This is a genomic window from Bradyrhizobium sp. 35 (assembly GCF_023073215.1).
GTDB lineage: Bacteria > Pseudomonadota > Alphaproteobacteria > Rhizobiales > Xanthobacteraceae > Bradyrhizobium > Bradyrhizobium canariense_D.
Genome location: NZ_JADPJC010000043.1, coordinates 164,401 through 176,359, shown reverse-complemented (window position 1 = coordinate 176,359; position 11,959 = coordinate 164,401). Strand labels below are relative to the sequence as shown.

The 11,959-nt window shown below is 65.4% G+C and carries 8 protein-coding genes; all 8 read left to right on the top strand.

Features of this window, described 5'->3' with window-relative positions:
• Positions 1 to 874, top strand: an 874-nt coding sequence (locus IVB36_RS07395; RefSeq protein ID WP_247391049.1) for a 3-hydroxyacyl-CoA dehydrogenase family protein, incomplete at its 5' end; no start/stop codon positions are given.
• 217 nt (positions 875 to 1,091) lie between these two features.
• Positions 1,092 to 2,786: a dicarboxylate--CoA ligase PimA gene (gene pimA, locus IVB36_RS07390; RefSeq protein WP_018454714.1), complete on the top strand. Its 1,695-nt coding sequence runs from the start codon at positions 1,092 to 1,094 to the stop codon at positions 2,784 to 2,786.
• A complete protein-coding gene (locus IVB36_RS07385; protein ID WP_247294166.1) occupies positions 2,783 to 3,970 on the top strand; it encodes an acetyl-CoA C-acyltransferase in 1,188 nt (395 codons plus the stop codon). Before pimA ends, IVB36_RS07385 begins: the two co-directional genes overlap by 4 nt.
• Positions 3,971 to 4,125: 155 nt before the next feature.
• Complete coding sequence (gene pimC, locus IVB36_RS07380) at positions 4,126 to 5,316, top strand: pimeloyl-CoA dehydrogenase large subunit (RefSeq protein WP_018454712.1); 1,191 nt, start codon at positions 4,126 to 4,128, stop codon at positions 5,314 to 5,316.
• A gap of 132 nt (positions 5,317 to 5,448) precedes the next feature.
• On the top strand, positions 5,449 to 6,591 hold the full coding sequence (pimD, locus tag IVB36_RS07375; protein WP_018454711.1) for a pimeloyl-CoA dehydrogenase small subunit: 1,143 nt from the start codon (positions 5,449 to 5,451) through the stop codon (positions 6,589 to 6,591).
• 150 nt (positions 6,592 to 6,741) lie between these two features.
• Positions 6,742 to 7,515: a glucose 1-dehydrogenase gene (locus IVB36_RS07370; protein ID WP_085351716.1), complete on the top strand. Its 774-nt coding sequence runs from the start codon at positions 6,742 to 6,744 to the stop codon at positions 7,513 to 7,515.
• Between the two features lie 356 nt (positions 7,516 to 7,871).
• The gene (glpK, locus tag IVB36_RS07365) at positions 7,872 to 9,374 is read left to right on the top strand and encodes a glycerol kinase GlpK (protein ID WP_018454709.1); all 1,503 of its coding nucleotides are present in this window, start codon (positions 7,872 to 7,874) and stop codon (positions 9,372 to 9,374) included.
• A 46-nt stretch (positions 9,375 to 9,420) separates the two neighbouring features.
• Positions 9,421 to 11,868, top strand: coding sequence for a penicillin acylase family protein (locus tag IVB36_RS07360; RefSeq protein ID WP_018454708.1), 2,448 nt, complete (start codon positions 9,421 to 9,423; stop codon positions 11,866 to 11,868).
• The last annotated feature ends 91 nt before the right edge of the window (positions 11,869 to 11,959 follow it).

Genomic DNA, 11,959 nt, shown 5'->3' with positions numbered 1-11,959 from the left:
CAACACCTCCTACCTGAACATCGACGAGATCGCGAAGTCGACCAAGCGTCCGCAGGACGTGCTCGGCATGCACTTCTTCTCTCCCGCCAACGTCATGAAATTGTGCGAGATCGTGCGCGCCGACAAGACCGCGCCGGATGCCCTTGTGACGGCGGTCTCGATCGCGCGCAAAATCGCAAAAGTGCCGGCCGTGGTCGGCGTCTCCGACGGCTTTGTCGGCAACCGCATGCTGGCCCAGCGCGGCAAGCAGTCCGAGAAACTGCTGTTCGAAGGCGCGCTTCCGCAGCAGGTCGACGCCGTCGTGACGAAGTTCGGCATGCCGATGGGGCCGTTCGCGATGGGTGACCTCGCCGGCCTCGACATCGGCTGGCGCTCGCGCAAGGACCGCGGCATCAAGTCGGAGATCGCGGATGCGCTCTGCGAAGCCGGACGCTTCGGCCAGAAGACCGGCAAGGGCTATTACAAATACGAAGCCGGCTCCCGTTCGGCGCTGCCCGATCCCGAAGTCGAGAAGCTGATCGACGAGACGCTGCTTCGTTTGGGCCGCAAGAAGCGCGTCGTCAGCGACGATGAGATCCTCGAGCGCATGATGTACCCGATGATCAACGAGGGCGCGAAGATCCTGGAAGAGGGCATTGCCGCGCGCCCGTCCGATATCGACGTGGTCTGGCTCTATGGCTATGGCTGGCCGATCTACCGCGGCGGCCCGATGTTCTGGGCCGACACCGTCGGCCTCAAGCACATCGCCGATCGGCTCTCCTTCTACGCCAAGGAGACCAACGATCCGAGCCTCGAGCCCGCGCCGCTGCTGAAGAAGCTCGCGGCCGAAGGCAAGACCTTCGCCTCGCTCGCGGCGGGCTCGAAAGCGGCGTGATTGGATTGGCGGTGGCTGTGATGTCTCGTCCCGGGCAACGCTCTCTCCGTTCCCTCCCCCGTTGTGGGGGAGGGTCAGGGACGGGGGCAGGCCCGGGCGCCGGCGTTTGTGGCCACCTCCTTCCCCAACCTTTCCCCACAAGGGGGAAGGGAGCCGGTCCGCTTGTGCCCACCTCACACGGTATCGTCGCGGCCGCCTTGCAGAGTAACGACCCCTAATGACCCATCCCGGCGAACAGTTTTATCCCGAGGGCGTGCGCTGGGACGACACCATCGTCCAGGGCACGCTGCCTGATCTGCTGGCAAAAGCCGCCGCCGAGTACGGCCCGCGCACCGCGCTGGAATTCCGCGACCATCCGATTACCTACAGCGAACTCGCCGCGATGGCTGAGCGCGCAGCCGCCGCCTTCCTGCGCGCCGGCTACGGCAAGAACAGTTCGGTCGCGCTGTTCCTCGGCAATACGCCGGACCATCCCGTCAATTTCTTCGGCGCGCTGAAGGCCGGCGCCCGCGTCGCGCATCTCTCACCGCTCGACGGCGAGATCGCGCTGACGCACAAGGTCTCCGATTCCGGTTCGCGCCTGCTCGTCACCTCTAACCTGGCGGCGTTGCTGCCGACCGCGCTGAAATTCCTGGAGAAGGGCCTGATCGACCGCCTGGTGGTCTGCGAGGACGATAATTGGGGTAAGGTCGGCACGCCGCAGGCTGCGATCCCCAGCGATCCCCGCATCGTCACCTTCAAGGCCTTTGTCGAGGGCGCCACCGCGCCGGCAGAGTGGCCGCAAGTGAGCGCCGACGATGTCGCGCTGCTGCAATATACCGGTGGCACCACCGGCTTGCCCAAAGGCGCGATGCTGACCCACGGCAATCTCACCTCGGCCGTGTCGATCTACGACGTCTGGGGCAAGCCGTCGCGCGCGACGCGTGGCGACGTCGTCGAGCGCGTGATCTGCGTGCTGCCGCTGTTCCACATCTATGCGCTCACCGTCGTGCTGCTGTCCTCGCTCAGGCGCGGCAATCTGATCTCGCTGCATCAGCGTTTTGACGTCGAAGCGGTGATGCGCGACATCGAAATCAAGCGCGCAACCTACTTTCCCGGCGTGCCGACGATGTGGATCGCGATCGCAGCCCTTCCCGATCTCGACAAGCGCGATTTCTCCTCGCTGGCGACGATCGGCTCCGGGGGCGCGCCGCTGCCGGTGGAGATCGCGAGTTTCTTCGAGCGCAAAGTCGGCAAGAAGCTCCGCAGCGGCTGGGGCATGACCGAGACCTGCTCGCCCGGCACCGGCCATCCGCCTACAGGTCCCGATAAGCCCGGCTCGATCGGCCTGATGCTGCCCGGCATCGAGCTCGACGTCGTTTCCCTGGACGATCCCTCGAAGGTGCTGCCGCCGGGCGAAGTCGGCGAGATTCGCATCAAGGGCCCGAACGTCACCAAAGGCTACTGGAATAAGCCCGAAGGATCCGCGGAGGCCTTCGTCGACGGCCGCTTCCTCACCGGCGACATCGGCTATGTCGATACCGACGGCTATTTCTTCCTGGTCGACCGCAAGAAGGACATGATCATCTCTGGCGGCTTCAACGTCTATCCGCAGATGATCGAGCAGGCGATCTATACCATACCAGGCGTGCACGAGGTGATCGTGCTCGGTATTCCCGACCAGTACCGCGGCGAGGCCGCCAAAGCCTTCATCAAGCTGAAGACGGATGCAAAGCCGTTCTCGCTCGACGAGCTGCGCGCTCAGCTCGCCGGCAAGCTCGGCAAGCACGAATTGCCGGCGGAGGTCGAATTCGTCCACGATCTGCCGCGCACGCCGGTCGGAAAGCTGTCGCGCCACGAATTGCGCCAGCGGCAGAAACCGTCACAATCCGCCCAACTTGCCACCCGACTTGCATCAGGAGATCGCGCTTGACCGACGCCGTCATCGTTTCCACCGCCCGCACCCCGATCGGGAAGGCCTATCGCGGCGCGCTCAACGCCACCGAGGGCGCAACGCTGCTCGGCCACGCCATCGGCGAGGCCGTCGCGCGCGCCAAGATCGACCCCAAGGAGGTCGAGGACGTCGTGATGGGCGCAGCACTCCAGCAGGGCGCGACCGGCGGCAACATCGCGCGCAAGGCGCTGCTCCGTGCCGGTCTCCCCGTCACCGTCGCCGGCACCACTATCGACCGGCAATGCGCCTCGGGCCTGCAGGCGATCGCGCTCGCCGCGCGTTCGGTGATCTTCGACGGTGTCGAGATCGCGGTCGGCGGTGGCGGCGAGTCCATCTCGCTGGTGCAGAACGACAAGATGAACGGCTTCCACGCGCAGGACCCGGCGCTGCTCGAGATCAAGGGCGAGGTCTACATGCCCATGATCGACACCGCCGAGATCGTCGCCAAGCGCTACGGCATCTCGCGCGAAAAGCAGGACGAATATTCGCTGGAGAGCCAGCGCCGCACCGCCGCGGCGCAGCAGGGCGGAAAGTTCAAGGATGAGCTCGCGCCGATCACCACCAGGATGGCGGTGACCGACAAGGCCACCGGTGCAGTCTCGTTCAAGGACGTCACGCTGTCGCAGGACGAGGGCCCGCGCCCCGAGACCACCGCAGAAGGCCTCGCCGGCCTCAAGGCCGTCCGTGGCGAGGGATTTTCGGTCACCGCCGGCAATGCCAGCCAGCTTTCGGACGGCGCCAGCGCGAGCGTGATCATGAGCGACAAGGAAGCGGCAAAGCGCGGGCTGAACCCGCTCGGCATCTTCCGCGGCTTCGTCTCCGCCGGCTGCGAGCCGGACGAGATGGGCATCGGCCCGGTATTCGCCGTGCCGCGCCTGCTCAAGCGTCATGGCCTGACCGTCGACGACATCGGCCTGTGGGAGCTGAACGAAGCTTTCGCGGTGCAGGTGCTGTATTGCCGCGACAAGCTCGGCATCGACCCCGACAAGATCAATGTCGACGGCGGCGCGATCGCGGTGGGCCATCCCTACGGCATGTCGGGCGCGCGCCTCACCGGCCACGCTCTGATTGAAGGCCGCCGCCGCAAGGCGAAGTACGCGGTCGTCACCATGTGCGTCGGCGGCGGCATGGGCGCGGCGGGGCTTTTCGAGGTGTTGCAGTAGCCGTCGTCCAGTAACCGTCGTCCCGGCGAAAGCCGGGACCCATACTCCGCAGCAGGAGTGTGGCACGCGAACAACAATGGCCTTCGCAAACCAACGAAGGCCGGTGGTTATGGGTCCCGGCCTTCGCCGGGACGACACATTCACAGGAGGATCCGATGGATCTCGCATTCACGAAAGAAGAGCAGGCGTTTCGCGAGGAAGTGCGGTCATTCTTCCGCGACAACGTGCCGCCGGATACGCGGCGCAAGCTGGTCGAGGGCCGCCACCTCTCGAAGGACGAGATGGTGACGTGGTGGCGCATCCTCAACAAGAAGGGCTGGGGCGTCAGCCACTGGCCCAAGCAATATGGCGGCACCGGCTGGACCTCCGTGCAGCACTATATCTTCAACGAGGAGCTGCAGTCCTATCCGGCGCCGCAGCCGCTCGCCTTCGGCGTCAGCATGGTGGGTCCCGTCATCTACACCTTCGGCAATGAAGAGCAGAAGAAGCAGTATCTGCCGCGCATCGCCAATGTCGACGACTGGTGGTGCCAGGGCTTCTCCGAGCCCGGCTCCGGCTCCGACCTCGCCTCGCTGAAGACGAAGGCCGAGCGCAAGGGCGACAAGTGGATCATCAACGGCCAGAAGACCTGGACCACGCTCGCCCAGCACGCCGACATGATCTTCTGCCTCTGCCGCACCGACCCGTCCGCCAAGAAGCAGATGGGCATCTCCTTCATCGTGTTCTCGATGAAGTCGAAGGGCGTCACGGTGCGCCCGATCCAGACCATCGACGGCGGCGCCGAGGTCAACGAGGTGTTCTTCGACGACGTCGAAGTGCCCATCGAGAACCTGATCGGCGAGGAGAACAAGGGCTGGGATTACGCGAAATTCCTGCTCGGCAATGAGCGCACCGGCATCGCGCGGGTCGGCGTCTCCAAGGAGCGGCTCCGCCGCATCCGCGATCTCGCCTCCAAGGTCGAATCCGGCGGCAAGCCGATCATTCAGGACGCGGCCTTCCGCGACAAGCTCGCGGCCTGCGAGATCGAGCTCAAGGCGCTCGAACTCACCCAGCTCCGCGTCGTCGCCGACGAAGGCAAGCACGGCAAAGGCAAGCCCAATCCGGCTTCCTCGGTGCTGAAGATCAAGGGCTCCGAGATCCAGCAGACCACCACCGAGCTGCTGATGGAGGTGATCGGCCCGTTCGCGGCACCCTATGACGTGCACGGCGACGACGGCTCGAACGAAGCCATGGACTGGACCGCCCAGATCGCGCCGAGCTATTTCAACAACCGCAAGGTCTCGATCTACGGCGGCTCCAACGAGATCCAGCGCAACATCATCGCCAAGGCGGTGCTGGGGCTTTGATCGTACACCATCAACACGCACTCACCGTCACGGCCGGGCCTGACCCGGCCATCCACGCCTAGCGCCACGAAAGAACGTGGATGCCCGGCATAAGGCCGGGCATGACGAAATCGATACCGGAGAGCAAAGAACATGGATTTTGATCTGAACGAGGAGCAGCGGCTTCTCAAGGAAAGCATCGACGGCCTCTTGACCGATTCCTACGATTTCGAGAGCCGCAAGAAGTACATGAAGGAGAAGGGCGGCTGGAGCAAAGCGGTCTGGGGCAAGCTCGCCGAGCAGGGCCTGCTCGGTCTGCCCTTCGCGGAGGCCGATGGCGGCTTCGGCGGCGGCGGCGTCGAGACCATGATCGTGATGGAGGCGCTCGGCAAGGCACTGGTGCTCGAGCCTTACCTCGCAACCGTCGTGATCGGCGGCGGCTTCCTGCGCCATGCGGGCAGCGATGCGCAGAAGGCCGCGCATGTGCCCGGCATCGTAGACGGCAGCAAGACGCTCGCCTTTGCCCAGCTCGAGAAGAACTCGCGCTACGATCTCTTCGACGTCACCACGACGGCGAAGAAGAAGGGCGACGGTTGGGTCATCGACGGCGAGAAGTTCGTCGTGCTCAACGGCGAGAATGCAGATACCCTCATCGTGACCGCGCGCACTAGGGGCGAGCGCCGCGACAAGAGCGGCATCGGCGTGTTCCTGGTGCCGGCCGACGCCAAGGGCGTCGCCAAGAAGTCGTACCCGACCCAGGACGGCCTGCACGCCGCCGACATCACCTTCACCGGCGTCGAAATCGGTGCCGATGCCGTGCTCGGCAATCCCGACGATTCGCTCACGCTGATCGAGCGTGTGGTCGACGAAGCTCGCATCGCGCTCTGCGCCGAAGCGGTCGGCCTGATGGACGAATCGCTCAAGACCACGGTCGAGTACATCAAGACGCGCAAGCAGTTCGGGGTGCCGATCGGCTCGTTCCAGTCGCTGCAGCACCGCGCCTCTGACATGTTCGTCGCCACCGAGCAGGCGCGATCGATGTCGATGTTCGCGACCATGGCGGGCGATTTCCAGGACGCCAAGGAGCGCAGCAACGCTATTGCCGCGGCCAAGGTGCAGATCGGCAAGTCGCTGAAGTTCGTGGGACAGCAGGCGATCCAGCTCCACGGCGGCATCGGCATGACCATGGAGGCGAAGATCGGCCATTACTTCAAGCGCCTGACCATGATCGAGAACTCGTTCGGCGACACCGACTACCACCAGCGCCGCGTGGCGGACGGTGGCGGGTTGATCTAGCTACAAGGTCGCTGTCATCCCCCGCGCAGGCGGGGGATCCAGTACGCTGCGGCTTCTCGGTTCTAGCCGCGCCGTCTCTGGAATACTGGATCGCCCGGGTAAGCCGGGCGATGACGTCTGAACAAGTGGCCTCAACGGAGCCCAACAACAATGAAGAACACCCCGTTCGATCTCACCGGCAAGGTCGCCGTGGTCACCGGCTCCAGCCGCGGCATCGGCCGCTCCTCCGCCGAGCTGCTCGCAAAGCTCGGCGCCAAAGTGGTGGTCTCCTCGCGCAAGGCCGATGCCTGCAAGGCAGTCGCCGACGGCATCAAGGCGGCCGGCGGCGAGGCCACCGTCATCCCCTGCAACATCGCGCGCAAGCAGGAGGTCGAGGCGCTGATCGCGGGCACGATCAAGCATTACGGCAAGATCGACATCCTCGTCTGCAACGCCGCGGTCAACCCGTATTACGGCCCGCTGCTCGACATCACCGACGAGGCCTTCGACAAGATCATGGGCAGCAACGTCAAGAGCAACATCTGGCTCTCCGCGCTTGCGATCCCGCAGATGGCCGACCGCGGCAACGGCTCAGTCGTCATCATCTCCTCGATCGGGGGCTTGCGCGGTTCGACCGTGATCGGCGCCTACGGCATCTCGAAAGCCGCCGACTTCGCGCTGTGTCGTTCGCTCGCCGGCGAATGGGGCCCGAAAGGCGTCCGCGTCAACTGCATCGCGCCCGGCCTCGTCAAGACCGACTTCGCCCGCGCGCTGTGGGAAGACGAAGCGAATCTGAAACGCCGCACGGCCACCACGCCGCTCCGCCGTATCGGCGAACCCGACGAAATCGCAGGCGCAGTGGCCTACCTCGCCTCCGACGCGTCGAGCTTCATGACGGGACAAACGATCGTCATCGACGGCGGCGTGACCACGGCGGCGCCGTAACTTCTGCTCTACTTGCAATTGTACGCCGGGCGCGCTTCACTTTTCCTCCGCTAGAGGGGGAGGGTCGCTTCGTGTTGCCCAGAGCGCAACGCGAGGCGGGGTGGGGTGAAGCCGCAAAGGCGGTATCGCTTGCGTCGACGAGACGGCTGCTGCTCATCAAGTTCGCGGATAGTCTGTCACCCCGCCCCGGTTCGCGTTCCGCTTCGCTGCATGCGAGCCCACCCTGCCCTCCAGGGGAGGGTGGGAGGACAGCCGTCTTGACCTTCCCGCCCTAATCCGCTCCCTTTGGCGAAACACAATAGCCCCTCACCGGACAACGCCGGGAAAACGCCAAAGAAACCCCAAGGTTTGCTTCCATGTCTTTCGTCCTCGCCATCGACCAGGGCACCACCTCCTCGCGCGCGATCGTGTTTCGCGGCGACATTTCCATTGCGGCGAAGGCGCAGGCCGAGTTTCCGCAGCATTTCCCTGCCTCGGGTTGGGTCGAGCACGAGCCCGAGGACATCTGGACCTCGACCGTGACGGTCTGCCGCGACGCGATCGCGCAGGCCGGCATCGGCGCAAAGGACATCGCCGCGATCGGCATCACCAACCAGCGCGAGACCACCGTGGTGTGGGACCGCGCCACCGGGCAGGCCGTGCACCGCGCCATCGTCTGGCAGGACCGCCGCACCGCCGACATCTGCGCCAAGCTGAAAGCCGACGGCCGCGAGCCCGTGATCTCGCAGAAGACCGGCCTGATCATCGACCCCTATTTCTCCGGCACCAAGGTCGCCTGGATTCTCGACCACGTCCCCGGCGCACGGGCGCGCGCCGCGCGCGGCGAATTGATGTTCGGCACCGTCGATTGCTATCTGCTTTGGCGTCTCACCGGCGGCAAGGTCCACGCCACCGACGCCACCAACGCCTCGCGCACGCTGCTGTTCAACATCCACACCGGCCAGTGGGACGACGAGCTCTTGGAGATCATCGGCGTGCCGCGCTCGATGCTGCCCGAGGTGAAGGATTCCTCCGCCCGTTTCGGCGAGAGCACGCCGGATTTGTTCGGCGGCGCCATTGCGATCTGCGGCATCGCCGGCGACCAGCAGGCCGCGACCATCGGCCAGGCCTGCTTCCGTCCGGGGATGATGAAATCGACTTACGGCACCGGCTGCTTCGCCCTGCTCAACACCGGCACCACGCCCGTGGCCTCGAAGAACAAGCTGCTCACCACCATCGCCTACCAGCTCGGGGGCAAGCGCACCTATGCGCTCGAAGGCTCGATCTTCGTCGCAGGTTCGGCAGTGCAGTGGCTGCGCGACGGCCTCGGCATCATCAAGCATGCCGCCGAGACCGGACCTCTCGCCGATCAGTCGGACTCCATGCAGAGCGTCTATCTCGTCCCGGCCTTCGTCGGCATGGGCGCGCCGTACTGGAATCCGCGCGTGCGCGGCGCCCTGTTCGGCCTCACCCGCAACACCGGCCCGGCCGAGCTTGCCCACGCCGCCCTGGAAAGCGTCTGCTACCAGACCTTTGATCTCTGGGCCGCAATGCGCGCCGACTGGCCGAGCTCGGAGGTGGCAAGCGTCGTGCTCCGCGTCGATGGCGGCATGACCGCATCCGACTGGACCATGCAGCGCCTCGCCGACCTGCTCGATGCGCCGGTCGATCGCCCCGTGATCCAGGAGACGACGGCACTTGGCGCCGCCTATCTTGCCGGCCTCGAGGCCGGCGTCTATCCCGAGCCGACCAAATTCGCCGATAACTGGCGGCTGGAGCACCGCTTCAAGCCCAACATGAGCCAGGCGACGCGCGAGCGGAAGCTTGCGGGATGGACGAGGGCGGTGAAGGGCGTGCTCGCGAGCGACGAGGGCGAATAACGGGCGCGCACGACGCGCCCAACAACAACAAACGGGAGAAACGACAATGAACACGGATTTCAACCGGGTCGTCCAAAAGCTCTGCGGCGCCGCGATCTGCGCCGCGCTGCTCACCTCGACCTCCCTCGCGCGTGAGAAGCCGGACCCGCTCGGCAGCGCGCGGCAGGTCAAGACCGACGTCGCCGGTCTCGATGCTCCCGCGCAGATTCTGGTCGATGTCTGGGGTATCCCCCACATCTATGCCGGCAATGAGCACGACCTGTTCTTCCTGCAAGGCTTTAACGCCGCGCGCGACCGGCTCTGGCAGATCGATCTTTGGCGCAAGCGAGGGCTTGGTCTGCTGGCCAAGGATTTCGGCCCGGCCTATGCCGAACAGGACAAGGCGCTGCGTCTCTTTCTTTATCGCGGCGATATGAATGCGGAATGGGCGGCTTACGGCCCCAAGGGGAAGACCTATGCGGAGGCATTCGTCGCCGGGGTCAACGCCTACGTCGCCGATGTGCGCGCGGGCAAGCGCCCGCTGCCGATCGAGTTCAGGATCGCCGGCACGATGCCGGATGCGTGGACGGCGGATGACATCGTCCGCATCCGCAGCCACGGCCTGACGCGCAATGTCGCCTCCGAGGTCAAGCGCTCCTTGGTCGCCTGCGCGGCAGGCCTCGATGCCGATCGGTTTCGCGTCAAGCTCGAGCCGGCGTGGACGACGAAAATTCCAGATGGTCTCGATCCCTGCAGCGTGCCGAAGGCGGTGCTGGCGCCCTACGATCTGGCGACGCGCCCGGTCGCCTTTGCCGCGCCGAAAGATCGCCAGGCCGCACTCGCGCACGATCCCGACAAGTACCTCACCGAGGCCGACCTGCAACGCGACACCATCGGCTCCAACAATTGGGTGATCGCGGCGTCACGGACCGCGACTGGGCGTCCGATCCTCGCCAACGATCCGCATCGCGAGCACAGCGTGCCCTCGCTGCGCTACATCGTCGGCCTCAATGCGCCCGGCCTCTCCGTGATCGGCGCGGGCGAGCCCGCGCTGCCCGGCATCTCCATCGGCCACAACGGCACCATCGCCTTCGGTCTCACCATCTTCAACGTCGACCAGGAAGACCTCTACATCTACGAGCTCAATCCGCAGAATCCCAACCAGTACCGCTATGGCGCTGGCTGGGAGGACATGCGCATCGTCCACGAGAAAGAGCAGGTGAAAGGCGAGAGCGATCGCGATCTCGAGCTGAAATTCACCCGGCATGGTCCGGTGATCTACGTCGACGACGCCAACAAGCGGGCCTTCGCCGTCCGCTCGATCTGGTTCGAGCCCGGCACCTCGGCCTATTTCGGCTCCTCCGACTACATGACCGCGAAGGACTGGAACGGATTCCTCGGCGCCATGCGGCGCTGGGGCGCGCCGTCGGAGAATCAGGTCTATGCGGACACCAAGGGCAATATCGGCTGGGTCGCCGCCGGCAAGACGCCGCGGCGCGCCAACTATGATGGCCTGATGCCGGTGCCCGGCGACGGCCGCTACGAATGGCAGGGTTTTCTCTCGCTCGACGAACTGCCCAAGACCTATCAGCCCAAGCAGGGCTTTCTCGCCACCGCCAACCAGATGAACCTGCCGGCGGATTATCCCGTCAGCGAGCGCAAGGTCGGCTTCGAATGGGCGGACAGTGCGCGCTGGCAGCGCATCACCGAGGTCCTGAAGGCCAACAGCAAGGTGACGCTGGCCGATGCCATGGATCTGCAGAACGACGACACCACGATGCTGGGCCGGCGGCTGGTCAAGCTGTTGCAGCCGCTCACTTCGGACGATGCCAACGTGAAGAAGGGCCTCGAACTGCTCAAGCCTTGGGACGCCCGTGATGCCGCCGACAATGCCGCTGCTGCGGTGTTCGAGGTCTGGATCTCCAATCATCTTGGACCGGTACTGCTGAAGACCACGGCGCCCAAGGCTGCCGACCTGATCGCGCCGGAGGCGTCCAGCATTTCGGCGCTTGTCGCCTTTCTGGAATCTCCGGACGCGTCGTTTGGCTCCGATCCCGCCACCGCGCGCGACCAGATCCTGCGCGACAGCCTCGGCGCCGCGGTGGCCGATGTCACAGCCAAGCTCGGGGCCGATTCCTCAACCTGGCGCTGGGGCCGCCTGCACGTCGCAAAATTCGACCATGCTCTGATGCCGCTGGCCGACAAGGCGACGGCCGCTCAGCTCTCGGTCGGTCCGCTGGCCTACGGCGGCGCCGCCAACGTGCCGCGCGCGGCCACCTATCGCCGCACCGATTATCAGCTGTTCGCTGGCGCATCGTTCCGCATGGTGCTCGACGTCGGCAATTGGGATGCGAGCCGCACCATCAACACACCGGGCCAGTCGGGCGATCCCTTCAGCGGCCATTATCGCGACCTCGCGCCGCTCTGGGCGACCGGCCAGTATGTGCCGCTGCTCTACAGCCGCGCCGCGGTCGAGGCTGCAACGGCGGAGGCGATCACGCTGACGCCGCGGTGAATGAGGCGTATCCAGAAATCCCGCCGTCGTCCAGGCTTTCGCCAGGACGACCCGGAATGTGTTGCCGGCGTTCAGCTTCTAAGGGACGCAT

Bases quoted from the DNA above. Each gene is read 5' to 3' on its own strand.
- pimA (WP_018454714.1), top strand. From the start codon at position 1,092: ATGACCCATCCCGGCGAACAGTTTTATCCCGAGGGCGTGCGCTGGGAC.
- pimC (WP_018454712.1), top strand. From the start codon at position 4,126: ATGGATCTCGCATTCACGAAAGAAGAGCAGGCGTTTCGCGAGGAAGTG.
- pimD (WP_018454711.1), top strand. From the start codon at position 5,449: ATGGATTTTGATCTGAACGAGGAGCAGCGGCTTCTCAAGGAAAGCATC.
- IVB36_RS07370 (WP_085351716.1), top strand. From the start codon at position 6,742: ATGAAGAACACCCCGTTCGATCTCACCGGCAAGGTCGCCGTGGTCACC.
- glpK (WP_018454709.1), top strand. From the start codon at position 7,872: ATGTCTTTCGTCCTCGCCATCGACCAGGGCACCACCTCCTCGCGCGCG.
- IVB36_RS07360 (WP_018454708.1), top strand. From the start codon at position 9,421: ATGAACACGGATTTCAACCGGGTCGTCCAAAAGCTCTGCGGCGCCGCG.